At 63.4% G+C, this 17656-nt stretch carries 15 protein-coding genes; 8 read left to right on the top strand and 7 right to left on the bottom strand.

The window, feature by feature from the left end; genetic code table 11:
- The first annotated feature begins 56 nt into the window (after positions 1-56).
- The 3 genes from AC19YX_RS15805 (at position 57) to AC19YX_RS15795 (ending at position 4318) form a co-directional block, all read left to right on the top strand.
- Complete coding sequence (locus AC19YX_RS15805; RefSeq protein ID WP_078470382.1) at positions 57-2924, top strand: GGDEF domain-containing phosphodiesterase; 2868 nt, start codon at positions 57-59, stop codon at positions 2922-2924.
- A 172-nt stretch (positions 2925-3096) separates the two neighbouring features.
- Positions 3097-3963, top strand: coding sequence for a transcriptional regulator HexR (gene hexR / locus AC19YX_RS15800; protein WP_003177007.1), 867 nt, complete (start codon positions 3097-3099; stop codon positions 3961-3963).
- Positions 3964-4105: 142 nt separating this feature from the next.
- On the top strand, positions 4106-4318 hold the full coding sequence (locus tag AC19YX_RS15795; protein ID WP_078470383.1) for a PA3496 family putative envelope integrity protein: 213 nt from the start codon (positions 4106-4108) through the stop codon (positions 4316-4318).
- Here AC19YX_RS15795 and AC19YX_RS15790 read toward each other — a convergent pair.
- A complete protein-coding gene (locus AC19YX_RS15790; RefSeq protein ID WP_078470384.1) occupies positions 4260-5222 on the bottom strand; it encodes a LysR family transcriptional regulator in 963 nt (320 codons plus the stop codon). The genes AC19YX_RS15795 and AC19YX_RS15790 overlap by 59 nt on opposite strands.
- A 190-nt stretch (positions 5223-5412) precedes the next feature.
- Here AC19YX_RS15790 and AC19YX_RS15785 point away from each other — a divergent pair, with 190 nt between their 5' ends.
- Together AC19YX_RS15785 and oadA are read left to right on the top strand one after the other, a co-directional pair.
- On the top strand, positions 5413-6828 hold the full coding sequence (locus AC19YX_RS15785; protein WP_020294870.1) for an acetyl-CoA carboxylase biotin carboxylase subunit: 1416 nt from the start codon (positions 5413-5415) through the stop codon (positions 6826-6828).
- A gap of 102 nt (positions 6829-6930) precedes the next feature.
- Positions 6931-8739 carry a sodium-extruding oxaloacetate decarboxylase subunit alpha gene (gene oadA / locus AC19YX_RS15780; RefSeq protein ID WP_078470385.1) on the top strand — a complete coding sequence of 603 codons (1809 nt, stop codon included), beginning with the start codon at positions 6931-6933 and terminating at the stop codon, positions 8737-8739.
- Positions 8740-8835: 96 nt separating this feature from the next.
- Here oadA and AC19YX_RS15775 read toward each other — a convergent pair whose 3' ends face one another.
- Positions 8836-9666: an amino acid ABC transporter permease gene (locus AC19YX_RS15775; RefSeq protein WP_078470386.1), complete on the bottom strand. Its 831-nt coding sequence runs from the start codon at positions 9664-9666 to the stop codon at positions 8836-8838.
- Positions 9663-10484, bottom strand: a complete 822-nt coding sequence (locus AC19YX_RS15770) for an ABC transporter substrate-binding protein (protein ID WP_078470387.1) — start codon at positions 10482-10484, stop codon at positions 9663-9665. Before AC19YX_RS15770 ends, AC19YX_RS15775 begins: the two co-directional genes overlap by 4 nt.
- Before the next feature lie 109 nt (positions 10485-10593).
- Here AC19YX_RS15770 and AC19YX_RS15765 point away from each other — a divergent pair, with 109 nt between their 5' ends.
- Positions 10594-11502, top strand: coding sequence for a homocysteine S-methyltransferase family protein (locus AC19YX_RS15765; protein ID WP_500606572.1), 909 nt, complete (start codon positions 10594-10596; stop codon positions 11500-11502).
- A 156-nt stretch (positions 11503-11658) separates the two neighbouring features.
- Here the strand turns inward: AC19YX_RS15765 and AC19YX_RS15760 are convergent, their stop codons facing one another.
- From AC19YX_RS15760 to AC19YX_RS15750, 3 genes are read right to left on the bottom strand one after another with little or no spacing between them, the layout of a single operon-like run.
- Positions 11659-12327, bottom strand: coding sequence for a GNAT family N-acetyltransferase (locus tag AC19YX_RS15760; protein WP_078470389.1), 669 nt, complete (start codon positions 12325-12327; stop codon positions 11659-11661).
- A gap of 17 nt (positions 12328-12344) precedes the next feature.
- The gene (locus AC19YX_RS15755) at positions 12345-12791 is read right to left on the bottom strand and encodes a GNAT family N-acetyltransferase (RefSeq protein ID WP_500606571.1); all 447 of its coding nucleotides are present in this window, start codon (positions 12789-12791) and stop codon (positions 12345-12347) included.
- Positions 12788-13423, bottom strand: coding sequence for an FMN-binding negative transcriptional regulator (locus AC19YX_RS15750; protein WP_078470391.1), 636 nt, complete (start codon positions 13421-13423; stop codon positions 12788-12790). The genes AC19YX_RS15755 and AC19YX_RS15750 overlap by 4 nt, the downstream gene beginning before the upstream one ends.
- A 104-nt stretch (positions 13424-13527) precedes the next feature.
- Here AC19YX_RS15750 and pdxR point away from each other — a divergent pair, with 104 nt between their 5' ends.
- Together pdxR and AC19YX_RS15740 are read left to right on the top strand one after the other, a co-directional pair.
- Complete coding sequence (pdxR, locus tag AC19YX_RS15745; protein WP_500606570.1) at positions 13528-15078, top strand: MocR-like pyridoxine biosynthesis transcription factor PdxR; 1551 nt, start codon at positions 13528-13530, stop codon at positions 15076-15078.
- Positions 15079-15118: 40 nt separating this feature from the next.
- Entirely contained in the window at positions 15119-16330 is a 1212-nt protein-coding gene (locus tag AC19YX_RS15740) for a YeeE/YedE family protein (RefSeq protein ID WP_500606569.1), read from the top strand.
- A gap of 224 nt (positions 16331-16554) precedes the next feature.
- On the opposite strand, the gene AC19YX_RS15735 is transcribed toward AC19YX_RS15740, so the two are convergent.
- Positions 16555-17655, bottom strand: coding sequence for a polyamine ABC transporter substrate-binding protein (locus AC19YX_RS15735; RefSeq protein ID WP_078470394.1), 1101 nt, complete (start codon positions 17653-17655; stop codon positions 16555-16557).
- Between the last annotated feature and the right edge of the window lies 1 nt (position 17656).

Here is a 17656-nt window from a genome sequence, read left to right as displayed (position 1 = left end):
TTGCTTGTGTATGCTCCGGCGACGTTTCAGGCTCAACCATTATAAGAACACTGCCTATGACACTCAGCACCGACCTGAGCGGTCCTTTTGTGGAGCCGCGGGTTATCCGCCAGCACTACGCCATGGAGATGGCGGTCGAGCGCACGCGTCTGCTTTATCAGGGCTCATTGCTGCCCACACTCTTCATGCTGCTCAACGGTCTGGTCTGCGCCTGGTTGCTGTGGAGCCCCGAGCGGTACTTGCTGGTCAGTGTGTGGATGGTCTGGCTGCTGGCCCTGGTGGCGCTGCGGGTGATCCAGGTGGCGGCGTTCGATTCCGCCATGCCCAGCCGCCAGGCACACGCGGTGTGGCGGCGGATGTTTCTGATGGGGTCTGCGGTCAGTGGCCTGACCCTGGCCTGCGCCGCTATCGCCCTGGTGCCCGCCGACAGTTTCCTGCAGCAGGCCTGGGTCTTCGGCCTGATCGGCGCAGCGATTCTCTCCGCCAGCGTTTCCTATGCCGTCAGCCTGCCGGCCTTCCTGTCCTTTACCTTGCCCTGTCTGTTGCCGGCCATCGCCTATCTGTTCTGGGGCGGCGACCAGCAACAGCGCGGCTGGGGCTGGCTGGGGCTGATTCTGCTGGTGTCATTGAGTGTGGTGGCCTGGCAGGTTCATCGCCTGATCCACCGTGGCATGCTGCGGCGTTTCCAGAACCAGGCGCTGATCGAGCACCTGCAGCAGGCGCAAAGCCGCAGCGAGCAGCTCAACAGCGAGCTGGCCCGCGAGATTGAACAGCGCCGGCGCGCCGAAGATGAACTGCGCGAAGCCCAGGTCAGCCTTGAAGGCCGGGTCGCCGAGCGCAGCCTGGAGCTGGACGCGGCCAACAAGGCCCTGAGCAAGAGCGAGGCGCGCCTGGCCCTGGCGCTCAAGGCCAGTGAGTTGGGGCTGTGGGACTGGAACCTGCAGACCGACGAAGTGCACCACACCCAGGTCAAGGAGCTGTTCGGGCTGGAGCCCGACTACGTCACGGCGATGCTCAGCCACCTCAAGCCCCGCCTGCACCCCGAGGACCTGCCGCTGCTCAGGCGCGCCCTGGTGGAGCACCTCAAGGGCCGCAGCGAGGATTATCAAGTTGAATACCGGGTGCGCCACGGTGCCGGCCATTGGGTCTGGATCGAGGACCGTGGCCGAGCGGTGGAGCGTAGCGCCAGCGGACGGGTGACGCGCATGGTCGGCACCCGGCGCGACATCAGCACCAGCAAGGAGCTGGAAGAGCAGCGCAACCTGGCCGCCACGGTGTTCGAGGCCGCCAGCGAAGGCATCGTGATTCTCGACCCGGATTACGCATTGATCGCGATCAACCAGGCATTCAGCCGCGTCACCGGCTATCAGATCGAAGACATGCTCGGGCGCAATGTCGTGGAACTGCCGTGCAGCCGCGATGCGCGTCGCCACTACCCGGCGATCCGCCAGGCCCTGGAGCAGCACGGCAGTTGGCAGGGCGAGTTGGTGGAGGCGCGCAAGAATGGCGAGCTGTACCCGCAGTGGCTGCAACTGAGCATGGTCCGCGACAAGCGCGGGCAGGTCAGCCATATCGTTGGCTTCTTCGCCGATCTGTCGGCGCGGCGCGAGTCCGAAGAGCGCATGCGCTACCTGACCCACTACGACGAACTTACCGGCCTGGCCAACCGCTCGCTGTTTCGCGAGCGCCTGCGCGACGCCCATCTGCGGGTGCGCCAGGGCGGGCGCAGCCTGGCCCTGGTTCACATCAACCTGGACCGCTTCAAGTTGCTCAATGACAGCCTCGGGCATGACGTGGCCGACCAGCTGTTGCAGAAAATGGCCCGGCGCCTGATTAATGCGCTGCCGGAAGCCGACACCATCGCCCGCTTGTCCGGCGATGAGTTTGCGGTGCTGTTCGATGCCTACGGCAGCCTGTCGAGCCTGACCCGGGTCGCCACCCGTTTACTGAGCAAGCTGCGCCTGCCGCTGACCGTGGACGGCCACGAGCTGGTGGTCAGCGCGTCCATGGGCATCAGCCTGCTGCCCGATAGCGCGCGGGAGATTTCCGCGCTGATCAGCCAGTCGAACATGGCCATGCAGTACGCCAAGCACTTGGGGGGGAATAATTTCCAGTTTTACACCGAGAGTCTGCAGGCCAGCACCCTGGAGCGCCTGCAATTGGAAAACCAGCTGCGCAAGGCCATCGACGAACAGCAACTGAAAGTCTTCTATCAACCCAAGCTGTGCCTGGCCAGCGGCCATCTGAATGCCGCCGAGGCGTTGGTACGCTGGGATCACCCGACCATGGGCCGGGTGCCGCCGGGGGACTTTATCGGCCTGGCCGAAGAAACCGGGCTGATCGGGCCGATCGGCGAGTTCGTGTTGCGCCAGGCCTGCTGGCAGGCGTGTGAATGGCAGCGCCAGGGGCTGGCGCCGATTCGGGTCTCGGTCAATCTGTCGGTGTATCAGCTGCGCCAGGGCAAGTTGGTGAGCCTGGTGCGCCAGGTGCTGGAAGAAACCGGCCTGGAGCCGCAATACCTGGAGCTTGAGCTGACCGAAAGCCAGTTGCTCGACAGCGTCGAACACATCATCTCGACCTTTCAGCAGCTGCGAGGCCTGGGGGTGAAGCTGGCGATCGACGATTTTGGCACCGGGTATTCGTCCCTGAGTTACCTCAAGCGGATCCCGGTGGACTACGTGAAGATCGATCAGGCGTTTATCCGTGGTCTGACGGAAGGCAGCGCGGATGCGGCGATTACCCGGGCGATCATTGCCATGGCCCACGGCCTGTCGCTGAAGGTGGTGGCCGAGGGCGTCGAGCATCCGGGGCAACTGGCATTTCTCAAGGCCGAGCAGTGTGACGAAGTGCAGGGTTACCTGATCAGCCGCCCCGTCGAAGCAGAAGGCCTGGCGGCATTACTCCGAGCCGACGCCGCCTTGTAGGCACTGCCGCAGGCGCGGGCCGCCCTGGCAGCTACATACAGCGGACCCAGCCAAAATAGGGGACGTAAAGCTGATTCAGTTACGCATTGCGCGGGCAAAAAACGGATTCATGTAGTATAACTACAAAACTGCTACATCCCTGGCGCCTGCCAATAACAATGAGTCCAGCCCTTTGAATCTGTTGCAGCACATCGCCCAGTCACGCCATCTCTTGCGCAAGTCGGAGCTCAAGGTCGCCGATCATGTGTTGCTCGATCCTGCGGCTGTGATGCACAGCTCCATGGCCGACCTGGCCCATAGCGTCGGCATCAGCGAACCGACCATCGTGCGTTTCTGCCGCGCCATCGGTTGTTCGGGCTTCCAGGACCTGAAACTCAAGCTGGCGCAAAGCCTGGCCGCCGGTGCCAGCTTCGGCCAGTTCGCGATCCATGAAGACGATTCCGTCGCCGACTACAGCCTGAAAATTTTCGACACTACCCTGCACACCCTGATGGAAGTGCGCGAGAAGCTCGACCCGGTGGAGTTGCAGAAGGCCGTGACCGCCATGTCCCAGGCCCAGCGCGTGGAGTTCTACGGCTTCGGCGCGTCGGGCGCAGTGGCGGCGGATGCCCAGCACAAGTTCTTTCGCCTGCTGCTGACGGCGGCGGCGTATTCCGACCCGCATATGCAGGCGATGTCGGCGGTGACCCTGAAGCCCACCGATGTGGCGATCTGCATTTCCCAGTCCGGGCGTTCCAAGGACCTGCTGATCACCGCCAACCTGGTGCGCGAAAGCGGCGCCTCGCTGATCACCCTGTGCCCGAGCCAGACGCCCCTGGCCGAGCTGTCGACCGTCAACCTGGCGATCGACGTGCATGAAGACACCGAAATCTACACCCCGCTGACCTCGCGTATCGCTCACCTGGTGGTGATCGACGTGCTGGCCATGGGCGTGGCCATGGCCCGCGGGCCGAGCCTGGTCAACCACCTGAAAAGCGTCAAACGCAGCTTGCGCAGCCTGCGCCTGTCGCCCAAATCGGTCAAAGCGCTGGACGATTGAGTCTGGCTGCACCGCCTGAGGTGGGCGCCATTCGAGCGGCCCACCACTGGGCAACATTCATCTCTCTGTCACTGACCCGCCGCCAAACCGTAACGCCCGACGTCCATCGTGAAACTCCCGTACTCGCATTGGGAGACTAGAAATGGCCCGGCCTTACGAAGAGAGCAACAGCGTAGTCAAGACCCGTCGTCAGCAGGAAGACCAGCGCCGCATGGAGTTTCGCCGCGCGATCGAACACCGCTGTGAGTTGCGTCAACTGCAGCAGGAGATCAACGATTACCCGGAGCTTGAAGCCATCAACTACTGGCAGGCGGCACCGACAGCTTCCCGTCGAAACGCTCAACCAGCACGCTGATCTGCACCCGTTCGCTGCGGATAAACCCCAGGAACGCATGCGCTACCGGTGACAGGCGCTTGGCCTTGGCCTGCACCAGGCACCAGCTGCGGTACAACGGCAGCTCTTCGACGGGCAGCTCGATGAGCCCCCCCGTCGCCAACTCAAGGTTCAGGGCGTGGCGCGTCAACAAGGCCACGCCCAGACCCGCTCGCACGCATTCGCGCTGGGCCTCGGCCGATGACACTTCCAGGGTCTGGGTGAAGTGCACGCGCTTCTCCTTGAAGTATTCCTCGCAGGCCATCCGCGTTCCCGACCCCTGTTCACGCACCAGCAGGTTGTAGGGCTCCAGGTCCTGCAGGCGCAGCGGCCCCATATGGCACAGCGGGTGCTCGGGGGGCGCCACGGCCACGATCGGGTTGTTGAGGAACGGCAGAAACTCCAGGCCCATGTCCTGCGGCACCATGGACATGATCACCAGGTCGTCACGGTTATCCGAAAGACGGCGGATCACCTGTCCGCGATTGACCACGGTCAGTTGCAGGTTGACCTCCGGGTGCTGGCGCTTGAAGGCGGCGAACAAGTGCGGCACGAAGTATTTGGCGCTCGATTCCACCGCCAGTTTCAGCTGGCCCTGCAACGATCCCTGCATGTCCGAGAGCTGCATGTCGAGGTTTTCCAGGCGTCCGAAAATGTCGCGACTGGCCCGTTGCAGGGCTTCGGCGGCCTCGGTCATGTACAGCTTCTTGCCGACGTAATCGAACAGCGGCTGGCCGATCAGCTCTTCCAGCTGGCGGATCTGCAGGCTCACGGCGGGCTGAGTCAGGGACATCTCTTCGGCGGCGCGACTGTAGGAGCGCAAATCACAGACCTCATTGAAGATCTGGAGCTGGCGTAATGTCATACGCATCAAGGACTTACGCATTATTTTAGGTCTCGCGCCGCAGGCTGATTGGCCAACTATAAGTCTTTACTTATGGTCGACCCAATAATTATTGATTTTTGTTAATCCCTCCATAAGCATAGTGTGGCGCAGCGACTGACTTGAAACATTTGGTCACGCGCCGACCTGGTCTAGCAGGTCGTGTGTTTCAACGGCTCAAGGGAACCTCCAAGTGATAAAAAAGATCCTGATCGCCAACCGTGGTGAGATTGCCGTACGAATCGTGCGTGCCTGCGCCGAGATGGGCATCCGTTCGGTCGCGATCTATTCCGACGCCGATCGCCATGCCCTGCATGTAAAGCGCGCGGACGAGGCGCACAGCATCGGCGCCGAACCGCTGGCCGGTTACCTCAACCCGCGCAAGCTGGTGAACCTGGCGGTGGAAACCGGCTGCGACGCACTGCACCCCGGCTACGGTTTCCTCTCGGAAAACGCCGAGCTGGCGGACATCTGCGCCGAGCGTGGCATCAAATTCATCGGCCCTTCGGCGGAAGTGATCCGGCGCATGGGCGACAAGACCGAAGCCCGCCGCAGCATGATCAAGGCCGGCGTGCCGGTGACCCCGGGCACCGAAGGCAACGTCGCGGACATCGCCGAAGCCTTGACCGAGGGCGACCGCATTGGCTACCCGGTGATGCTCAAGGCCACCTCTGGCGGTGGCGGCCGCGGCATTCGCCGTTGCAACAGCCGTGAAGAACTTGAACAAGCCTTCCCCCGGGTGATTTCCGAGGCCACCAAGGCCTTCGGTTCGGCGGAAGTGTTCCTCGAAAAGTGCATCGTCAATCCCAAGCACATCGAAGCGCAGATCCTCGGCGACAGCTTTGGCAACGTGGTGCACCTGTTCGAGCGTGACTGCTCGATCCAGCGCCGCAACCAGAAGCTGATCGAGATCGCCCCCAGCCCGCAACTGACCCCTGAACAGCGCGCCTATATCGGCGACCTGTCGGTGCGCGCCGCCAAGGCCGTGGGCTACGAGAACGCCGGCACCGTGGAGTTCCTGCTCGCCGAGGGCGAGGTGTACTTCATGGAGATGAACACCCGGGTGCAGGTGGAACACACCATCACCGAAGAAATCACCGGCATCGATATCGTCCGCGAGCAGATCCGCATCGCTTCCGGCCTGCCGCTTTCGGTGAAGCAGGAAGACATCCAGCATCGCGGCTTCGCGCTGCAGTTCCGGATCAATGCCGAAGACCCGAAAAACAACTTCCTGCCCAGCTTCGGCAAGATCACCCGTTATTACGCACCCGGCGGCCCCGGCGTACGTACCGATACGGCGATCTACACCGGCTACACCATTCCGCCGTTCTACGACTCCATGTGCCTGAAACTGGTGGTCTGGGCCCTGACCTGGGAAGAAGCGATGGACCGCGGCCTGCGTGCCCTGGACGACATGCGCCTGCAAGGCGTGAAGACCACGGCGGCCTATTACCAGGAAATTCTGCGTAACCCGGAATTCCGTAGCGGCCAGTTCAACACCAGCTTCGTTGAAAGCCACCCTGAACTGACCAACTACTCGATCAAGCGCAAACCCGAAGAGCTGGCCCTGGCCATCGCCGCCGCCATCGCCGCCCACGCAGGCCTATGAATGAAGCAGTTGCAAGCTTTCAGCTGCAAGCGGCGGTAAGAGCAGATTGGCTTTTACCTGCAGCTTGTAGCTTGAAACTTGTAGCTATGAGGAGATCCGAATATGACTAAGAAAATCTTCGTTACCGACACCATCCTGCGCGACGCCCACCAGTCTCTGCTGGCCACCCGCATGCGCACCGACGACATGCTGCCGATCTGCGACAAGCTCGACAAGGTCGGCTACTGGTCCCTGGAAGTCTGGGGCGGCGCGACTTTCGACGCCTGCGTGCGGTTTCTCAAAGAAGATCCGTGGGAGCGCCTGCGCCAACTGCGCGCGGCATTGCCCAACACCCGTCTGCAAATGCTCCTGCGCGGGCAGAACCTGCTGGGCTACCGCCATTACAGCGACGATGTGGTCCGCGCGTTCGTGGCCAAGGCTGCGGTCAATGGCATCGACGTGTTCCGCATCTTCGACGCCATGAACGACGTGCGTAACCTGCGGGTCGCCATCGAAGCGGTAAAAGCCGCCGGCAAGCACGCCCAGGGCACCATCGCCTACACCACCAGCCCGGTGCACACCATCGAGGCCTTCGTCGCCCAGGCCAAGCAAATGGAAGCCATGGGTTGCGACTCGGTGGCCATCAAGGACATGGCCGGCCTGCTGACGCCCTATGCCACTGGCGAGCTGGTCAAGGCGCTGAAGGCCGAGCAGTCGCTGCCGGTGTTCATCCACTCCCACGACACCGCAGGCCTGGCCGCGATGTGCCAGCTCAAGGCCATCGAGAACGGCGCCGACCATATCGACACCGCCATCTCCAGCTTCGCCTGGGGCACCAGCCACCCGGGCACCGAGTCCATGGTCGCGGCCCTTAAAGGCAGCGAATTCGACACCGGCCTGAACCTGGAGCTGCTGCAGGAAATCGGTCTGTACTTCTACGCCGTGCGCAAGAAGTACCACCAGTTCGAAAGCGAATTCACCGCGGTCGACACCCGGGTGCAGGTCAACCAGGTACCGGGCGGGATGATCTCCAACCTGGCCAACCAGCTCAAAGAGCAGGGCGCGCTGAACCGCATGAGCGAAGTGCTGGCCGAGATCCCGCGGGTCCGTCACGACCTTGGCTACCCGCCGCTGGTGACCCCGACCTCGCAGATCGTCGGCACCCAGGCGTTCTTCAACGTCCTGGCCGGCGAGCGCTACAAGACCATCACCAACGAAGTGAAGCTCTACCTGCAAGGCGGCTACGGCAAGGCTCCAGGTGAAGTCGACGAAAAACTGCGGCGCCAGGCCATCGGCAGCGAAGACGTGATCGACGTGCGCCCGGCCGACCTGCTGAAGCCTGAGATGACCAAGCTGCGCGGTGAAATCGGCGCCCTGGCCAAGTCCGAAGAAGACGTGCTGACCTACGCCATGTTCCCGGATATCGGGCGCAAGTTCCTTGAAGAGCGCGAGGCCGGCACCCTGGTTCCGGAAGTGCTGCTGCCGATCCCCGAAGCCGGTGGCGTCAGCAAGGCGGGCGGCGAGGGCGTGCCCACCGAGTTCGTCATCGACGTCCACGGCGAAACCTACCGCGTCGATATCACCGGGGTCGGGGTCAAGGCCGAAGGCAAGCGCCACTTCTACCTGTCGATCGACGGCATGCCGGAAGAAGTGGTGTTCGAGCCGCTCAACGAATTTGTCGGCGGCGGCAGCAGCAAACGCAAGCAGGCCACGGCGCCGGGTCACGTCAGCACCACCATGCCGGGCAACATCGTCGACGTGCTGGTCAAGGAAGGCGACGTGGTCAAGGCCGGCCAGGCGGTATTGATCACCGAAGCGATGAAGATGGAAACCGAAGTCCAGTCGGCCATCGCCGGCAAGGTGACCGCCATCCACGTGGCCAAGGGCGACCGGGTCAACCCGGGCGAGATCCTGATCGAGATCGAGGGCTGATCTAAGCCTTCATCTGCAACGTTTTACCTCGGGGGGGCATTTGCTCCCCTTTTTTTTGCGAGGAAAAAACCTGCGCATGCCCGTTCAGTTGAGTGCCTAGCGCTGATGGCCCTTGCCGTAATAGCGCTCCAGGCGGGCCTGGACCAGTTCCAGGGCGAAGGACATCAGCCAGTAGATCACCGCCGCGGTGGTCAGCATTTCCAGGTAGCGGTAGCTGGAGCGGCCGTAGGACTGGGCCAGGAACATCACTTCCCAAACCCCCATCACCGAAATCAGCGACGAGTCCTTGAGCATCGAAATGAACTGGTTGGCCGTGGGCGGGATGATGGTGCGCATCGCCTGGGGCAGGGTCACGTGCCAGAAAATGGTCGTCGGGCGCATGCCCAGGGCCAGTGCCGCCTGGCGTTGGCCCTGGGCGACGCCGATGATGCCGGCACGGAAGATTTCGCTGAGATAGGCCCCGTAGTTCAGGGACAGAGCAATGATCCCGGCCGCGATTGCGCCCGGCACCACGCCCAACTGGGGCATGCCCAGGTAGATCAGCATGATCTGGATCAGCAGCGGGGTGCCGCGAAAGAATGAGGTGTAGAAGCTGGCGATGCCGAACAGCACGGCGCTGCTGGACAGACGCGCCAGGGCGGCGGCGAAGCCCAGCAGCACCGACGCCAGCATCGAGCACAGGCACAGGAACAAGGTCAGCGCCGCGCCTTGCAGGAAGCCATTGGGCCCCAGGCGAAAGCCCGCCAGGTTGGGGAATTTTTCCAGGATGATCGCGAATTTCAGGTCAAAGCTCAGGAAGAACCCGACAAACAGCAAGAACAGCAACGCCCAGGTCAGGTACAGGCGTGTGCGAAAACCCAGCAGGCGTTTGAGAAACGACTCAGCCACCGGTTGCGGTGGCTGAGGTGGTTGCGAGAGAGAGGTCATTTACTGATATCGGCGCCGATCCATTTGTCCGACAGTTTGCTCAGAGTGCCGTCCTGTTTCAACTGAGCGAAGACTTCACGCACCTTGCTGTTCCACTGGGCGTCGCCTTTCTCGATGGCCACCGAGTTGGGTTCGGAGTAGAGCGGCTCGCCGGCCAGCTTGAAGCGTTTGTCCTGGGTCAGGCGCGGTTGTGCGGTCACCAGGTTGGTGAGGATCGCGTCCAGGCGCACGCCGGCACCCAGGCCCAGGTCCTGGAAGGCGACGTTGTCGGTGTCGTACGGGGCGATCTGCACGTTCTCGAACGGGTACTGCAATTGGGTGTCTTCGGCGCCTTCGATCACCAGGTTCTTGTTCAGGTAGCTTTCATAGCTGGAGGCGCTGGTGAGGCCGACTTTCTTGTCGCTCAGGTCTTTGGCCCCGTGGATGCGATCGTCCTTGGCGTTGACCACGATCACCGCCGGCGAGGCGTAGTACTCCACCGGGAAGTCGAAGACTTCGGCGCGGGCCTTGCTCGGGGTCATGGAGCAGATGCAGATATCGTAGCGACCGCTCCAGCGACCGGCGGCGATCACGTCCCAGGAAGGGGTTTCCAGGCGCAGCTTGACCCCCAGTTTGGCGGCGACGGCCTTGGCCACGTCGACGTCGAAGCCGTCCAGCTGGTTCTGATCATTGAGGAAGGAAAAGGGCGGATAGCTTTCCATCAACACGCCGACCAACTCCTTTTTCTGCTCGATGCGGTCCAGGGTGGCACCGGCGAACGCCTGGGAAGAGGCGGCGAGCAAGGTCAGGCCCAGGGCCAATAACGGTTTGAAGTTCATGGAAATCCTGACTGAAAAAGGTTGTGATTAACCGAATGGTGCGTATTTAATAGTTATAAGAACCACTCCGGTAGTGAGTTATTTTCATAAGCATATGAGTAAAAGGCATATGGGCGCAGGCAGCACGGTAATTCTGGATGGCGGCATGGGCCGCGAACTGCAACGCCGCGGGGCGCCGTTTCGGCAGCCCGAGTGGTCGGCCCTGGCCTTGAGCGAGGCGCCGCAAGCGGTGGAAGCCGTGCATGCGGCGTATATCGACAGCGGCGCCAACGTCATCACCAGCAACAGTTATGCGGTGGTGCCGTTCCATATTGGCGAAGAGCGGTTTGCCGCTGAAGGGCAGGCCCTGGCGGCCCTGGCGGCCCTGGCCGGCGAGCTGGCGCGGCGTGCGGCGGATGCCTCGGGCAAGAGCGTGCGGGTCGCAGGTTCGCTGCCGCCGCTGTTTGGCTCTTATCGTCCGGACTTGTTCGATGCCTCGCGGGCTGCAGACTTGCTGGCGCCGCTGGTCAACGGCCTGGCACCCCACGTCGACCTGTGGCTGGCGGAAACCCAGAGCTCCATCGTCGAGGCGCGGGCGATTCATGCCGGCCTGCCTGAAGATGGCAAGCCGTTCTGGTTGTCCTTTACCTTGAGGGATGAAGACACCGACGCCGTGCCGCGCCTGCGTTCCGGCGAGCCGGTGGCCGAAGCGGCAGCAGTAGCCGCCGAGCTGGGTGTGGAGACCCTGCTGTTCAACTGCAGCCAGCCGGAAGTGATTGGTGATGCGATTGATGTTGCGCGTGCGACCTTCGAGCGCCTGGGGATGAAGATCCATATCGGTGCCTACGCCAATGCCTTCCCGCCGCAACCCGAGGAAGCCACGGCCAACGACGGCCTCGACCCGCTGCGTGAAGACCTGGATCCGCCGGGCTACCTGCGCTGGGCGGCCGATTGGCAACAACGCGGCGCCAGCCACCTGGGTGGTTGCTGCGGCATCGGCCCGGAGCACATCGCCGTCCTGGCGCAAAAGCTGCGCTGACTGCGAAAAACAAAGCCCAATTGGGCTGACGGGTCTCGGCGTCCATCAAGGCCAGCGCGGCCTTCGGCAGCGGCTACAGGGTGTAGCTGCTGCCGAGGTACGAGGCTGCACTTGGCCCTGCTGGACAGCGTCGGTTTGGCTATCGGGCGCCGTGTATCAGGCTCGGCATTCGGCCAGGGTTTTACGCTGGCCTGCGCCGCTCTGATTGTCTTCGCTCAGCCAGCGCTCGAACCCTGCGCCAATCGTCGGCCATTCCGAGTCGAGGATCGAAAACCACGCGGTGTCGCGGTTCTTGCCCTTGGCGACCATGTGCTGACGGAACACCCCTTCGAAGCTGAAGCCCAGGCGTTCGGCAGCCTGGCGCGAGCGGGCGTTGTCGTTGTTGCACTTCCATTCCAGGCGCCGGTAGCCCAGGTCGAACGCTTCCTTGGCCAGCAGGTAGACCGCCTCGGTGCTTTTGGGCGAGCGTTGCATCGGCGCGCCGAAACTCACGTGGCCGATCTCGATGCGGCCCTGGGCCGGGACGATCGACATCAGGCTCAGCATGCCCTGGGCCTGGCCGCTGGCACGGTCGATCACGGTGAAGAAATAGGGGTCGCTGCTGGCCGCGTGATTGCTCAGCCATTCATTGAACGCGTCGTGCGCAAAAGGCCCGTACGGCAGGTAGTCCCACAACTTGGGGTCTGCGCCGGGGCCCTGGAAGGCCTGCCACAGTTGCTCGGCATGGCGCGCCGGGTCGAGGCGTTCCAGGCGGATGAAGCGCCCTTCGATCAGGGTCGCCGAGGGGGCCGGGGCGCCTGTCCAGTCAGCGGGTGAAATCGGCATGCTGTTCTCCTTGAACCTCAAAGGGCTTTGCGAAACTGAATGAAACCCGGCCGTTCGGCGATGCGCTCGTAGAGCTGGATCGCTGTGGCGTTGGTTTCGTGGGTCAGCCAGTGAACCTTGCAGGCACCATCGTGCTTGGCCTGCGCGTAGACAAACTCGATCAACAGGCGACCGACGCCGGTGCCACGCTGCTCCGGGCTGACCAGCAAGTCTTGCAGGTAGCAGGAGTTCTCGATACTCCAGTTGGAGCGGTGGTAAATGAAATGCACCATGCCCACCGCATGCTCGCCATCCCAGGCCAGGGCCGCGTTGGTCGGCTCGTTCGGGTCGAGAAAGCGTTGCCAGGTGCTGTGGCTCACTTCATCGGCCAGTTCGGTGTTGTAGAACCGCAGGTAGGCCTGCCATAGCGGCAGCCAGGCGGCGTGGTCGGCGGCGGTCACGGGGCGAATCTGAATCTGGCTCATAAGTCTCCTTGGCGCATCAGGTGGGAAAGCTGTTGATCGCGGACGTCGGCACTGGCCGCCAAGCCGTCGCGCACGCCGGCAATGTCAGCCGGGCTGCGGTTCTGGCTGAGCTTGCGCTTGCCCTCCAGGCGCTGGATCGGCAGGGCAAAACCGACGATCGCCTTGAGCATGCCCTCGATGTAGTCGGCAGGGGCGTCCGTGACCTTCCACGGCTCGCTGCGCGTGCTCTCGTGGCGCTCGGTGAGGGCGCTGACCAGCTCCAGCAGGCGTGGTCCGTCGCTGAACACTTCGGCCCTGCCGTAGGCATGCACGGCCAGGTAGTTCCAGGTGGGAACCACTTTTCCATGCTCGGCCTTGCTCGGATAAAAGCCCGGGCTGACGTAAGCGTCTTCGCCACTGAAAATCACCAGCGCCTCGGCTCCGTCGGCCAGCTCCTGCCATTGCGGATTGGCCTTGGCCAGGTGCCCGAACAGGGTGCCATTGGCGCCTTGTGCGGGGTCCAGCAACAGCGGCAAATGGCTCGCTTGCAGGCCCAGCTTGCCGTGGGTGACCAGGGTGGCGAGGCGGCTCTGGGCAATCTGCTGCTGCAGGCTGGCCAGGTTGTCGTCGACGAAGGCGCGAGGTAGGTACATGGAAAAATTCCTTGGCGAATGCCTGCATCCTAGGCAGGCTAATGGTCTGTTGTAAGAGCCATCTTGGGTCTATTTCATAGGTCCAATTACCCGGGTGCATACCGATGAACAGCCCAGCGCTACCGCTTTCCTTCAACCCGGCGGGTATCGAGCTCGACCGCCGCCAGGGCCTCAGCCGCCAGCTGTACCAGGCCCTGCGCCTGCGCGTGCTGGACGGTCGCCTGGCCGGTGGCACCCGGTTGCCCGCCAGTCGCGACTTGGCGCAGGCCCTGGGGATTTCCAGGAACAGCGTGGTGCGCGCCTACGACCAGTTGTATGCCGAAGGGTTTATCGAAGGGCGGGTCGGCGATGGCACTTACGTGGCGTTGTTGCCTGAAGCGCAGTTGCCGATCAAAAAATTATCCACAAAACTGTCCACAGGGATATCAACAGGCTTACCCACAGGGTTATCCACAAAATCGGCCATTTCACTGGATTTACATCCAGCTAAAGTTATCCACAACGAGGCGCTGGAGCTGCTGCAAAAGCATCATTTGTCGACCCCGCCCAGTGGTCCGCCACGGGCATTTCGGGTGGGCGTGCCGGCCTTCGATCTGTTTCCATTCGAGGTCTGGGCCAAGCTGAATGCGGCTTTCTGGCGCAAGCCGGACCTGCGCCATCTGTGTTATGGCGACTCGGCGGGCGACGCGCGCCTGCGTGGGCTGATCGCCGCCTATTTGCGCAGTTCCCGTGGCTTGCAGTGCACGGCTGAGCAAATAGTGATCACCAGTGGCGCGCAGCAGGGAATAAGCCTTTGTGCACAGCTGCTGGTGGAGCCGGGAGCCGGCGTGGCTGTGGAAAACCCCGGCTACCGCGCCGCCGGTCACGCCTTCGCGGTGGCGGGCGGGCGCCTGCACGGCGTGGCGGTGGACCAGGAGGGGATCGACTGCCGGCAACTGGCGGCTCTGGAGGATTGCCGGCTGGCCTATGTGACGCCGTCCCACCAGTACCCGACCGGGGTCATCATGAGCCTGGCCCGGCGCCTGGAATTGCTGGCCTGGGCCGAGCGGACCCAGGGCTGGATCATCGAAGACGACTACGACGGCGAGTACCGCTACAGCGGCGCGCCCCTGGCGCCTCTGGCCGCCCTGGATCGCCAGGGTCGGGTGCTGTACGTCGGCACCTTCGGCAAGGTCGCGTTTCCGGCCTTGCGCCTGGGCTACCTGGTGCTGCCGCCGACGCTGGTGCAGGCCTTTGCCCGGCGCCGGGCCGTGGATGTGCGGCATTCGGAGGTCAGCACCCAGGCGGTGATGGCCGAGTTCATGGCGGCCGGGCACTTTCAGCGGCATATCCGGCGCATGCGGCGCGCGGCGTTGAGTCGGCGCAATACTTTGCTCGCCCACTGGCCTGTGGATATCCAGGGTGTCGGGCCGTTGCCGAATGTGGCGGCGGGGCTGCACCTGACGCTGGCGGTGGACAGCCTGGCACGCGAGCGTGAGCTGCTCGCCCAGGCGGCCGGTGCCGACGTCGAGATCAGCGGGCTGAGCAACTACTGGTTGCCCGAGTCCGCACAACCGCCGGACCAGCGCGCCGGGCTGGTGCTGGGGTTTGCCGCGGTGCCGGAAGCGGAGATCGAAGCCGCCCTGCAGCGTTTGCGAAAAGCCTGGCGGGCCTGAGGGTTTATACTCGCGGCCATTTCCTTCGCCGAGAACGCCCATGAGTCAGACTCTTTCTGCGGCGCCCGAACGCACGTTCGGCGCGCCTTTGTGCGCATTGCTGGTACTGAGCGCTGCTGCCTTGTTCCTGCAAGCGCGGGTCGGTGCGCAGCAGGTGCTGTTGCTGGTGCTGGGCGCCGCGCTGGGGCTGACCCTGTATCACGCCGCCTTTGGTTTCACCTCTGCCTGGCGCGTATTTATCCGTGACCGCCGGGGCGCGGGCCTGCGGGCACAGATGGTGATGCTGGCGCTGGCGGTGCTGCTGTTCTTCCCGGCATTGGGCGCCGGCACCCTGTTCGGCCAGCCGGTGACCGGGCTGGTGGCGCCGGCCGGGGTCTCGGTGATTTTCGGGGCGTTTATCTTCGGCATCGGCATGCAGTTGGGCGGCGGTTGCGCCTCCGGCACCCTGTTTACCGTGGGCGGTGGCAATGCGCGGATGCTGGTGACCTTGCTGTTTTTCATCTGTGGCTCACTGATCGCCACCCAGCATGTGGACTGGTGGTTCGCCTTGCCATCGCTGCCGCCGATTTCCATCGTCAAGAGCCTGGGCGTGTTGCCGGCGCTGGTGCTGAGCCTGGTGGTGTTCGCCTCGATTGCATGGCTGACGGTGAGCCTGGAAAAACGCCGACACGGCGCCCTGGAAGCCCCTGTCAGCAGTGATCACTATGGCTGGCGCCGCCTGCTGCGCGGGCCCTGGCCGCTGGTGTGGGGCGCGGTTGCCCTGGCGTTGCTCAATTACGCCACCCTGGCCCTGGCGGGTCGGCCTTGGGGCATCACCTCGGCGTTTGCCTTGTGGGGCGCCAAGGTGGCCAGCGGGCTGGGGGTGGATGTCGGCAGCTGGGTGTTCTGGCAGAGCCCGGGGAACGCCAAGGCCCTGGCGGCACCGGTGTGGGAGGACATCACCAGCGTGATGGACATCGGCATCGTCTTTGGGGCCTTGCTGGCGGCCGGGCTGGCCGGGCGTTTTGCCCCCAGCCTGAAAATCCCCCGGCGTTCCCTGGTGGCGGCGGTGCTCGGTGGATTGCTGCTGGGCTACGGCTCGCGGCTGGCGTATGGCTGTAACATCGGCGCCTATTTCAGCGGCATCGCCTCCGGCAGCCTGCATGGCTGGCTGTGGCTGGTAGCCGCCTTTATCGGCAACGGCGTGGGCGTACGCCTGCGCCCCTGGTTCTTCGCCGAAGACCGGACGCCTCAAGGCCTGACGGGCTGCTGAGCGCAGCGAGCTCCAAGCCCTAAGCCGCAAGCTTGGCTCTTTTGTGGCGAGGGAGCTTGCTCCCGCTCGAGCGCGAAGCGGTCGCAAAGGCGGTAATCGCGGTGCATCAGGTGTACTGCGGCGGCAGGATTTGGGCTTGCTTCGCAAGCCAGCGCGAGCAAGCGCGCTCGCCACAGGGGGAGGGTGATCCCCTATGGCTTGTCGCTGGAAGCTTGCCGCTGCTGCTAGGTCCCCGACTTGATCTTGGTCCAGGCCCGGGTCCGGGCGCGTTCCGCGTCACGCGGTAGCGGTTGCAGGGTGTAGAGGGTGCCCATCGCCGCTTCGGTCGGGTACAGGTTGGGGTTGTTGCGGATCGCCGGGTCGACCCGTTCGGTGGCGTCCTTGTTCGGGTTGGGGTAGCCGACGAAGTCGCTGACCGGCGCAATCACCTGGGGTTGCAGCAGGTAGTTGATAAAGGTGTAGGCGTCTTCCGGGTTTTTCGCGCCTTTGGGCACCGCCAGCATGTCGAACCAGATCGGCGCGCCTTCCTTGGGCAGGCGCATGTCCACGGTCACCCCGTTCTTGGCCTCCTTGGCGCGGTTGGCGGCCTGGGAGAAGCTGCCCGAGTAACCGACCGCGACGCAGATATCGCCATTGGCGATGTCGGCCATGTACTTGGATGAATGGAAATAGGTGATGTACGGGCGGATCTTCATCAGCAGCGCTTCAGCCTTGGCGTAATCCGCCGGCTTCTTGCTGTTGGGGTCCAGGCCCAGGTGTTGCAGGGCCAGGGGCAGGATCTCCGACGGTGAATCCAGCAGCGCCACGCCGCACTGCTTGAGCTTGCTGATGTTCTCTTCCTTGAAGATCAGGTCCCAGCTGTCCACCGGTGCGTTGTCTCCCAGAGCTGCTTTGACTTTGGCCGGGTTGAAGCCGATCAGGATGGTGCCGTACATGTAGGGCACGGCGAATTTGTTGCCCGGGTCGTTGGCCTCGATCAGCTTCATCAGCTTGGGATCGAGGTGGTTCCAGTTGGGCAGCTTGCTGCGATCCAGGGGTTGGAACACCCCGGCCTCGATCTGCTTGGCCAGGAACACGTTGGACGGCACCACCACGTCGTACCCGGAGTTGCCGGTCAGCAGCTTGGCTTCCAGGGCTTCGTTGGTGTCGAAGATGTCGTACACCAGCTTGATCTGGGTGTTCTGCGCCTTGAAATCCTCCAGGGCCTTGGGGGTGATGTAGTCGAACCAGTTGTAGACCCGCAGGGTGCGTTCTTCAGCCTGCACCGCGCCGCTAAGCAGGGCCGCGCAGAGGGCTGGGGCGATAAAGCGTTTGAGACTGTTCATG

This window comes from Pseudomonas sp. MF09150, assembly GCF_059862355.1.
The sequence above is the reverse complement of the archived record's forward strand: the minus strand, read 5'-3'. Positions and strand labels throughout refer to the sequence as shown.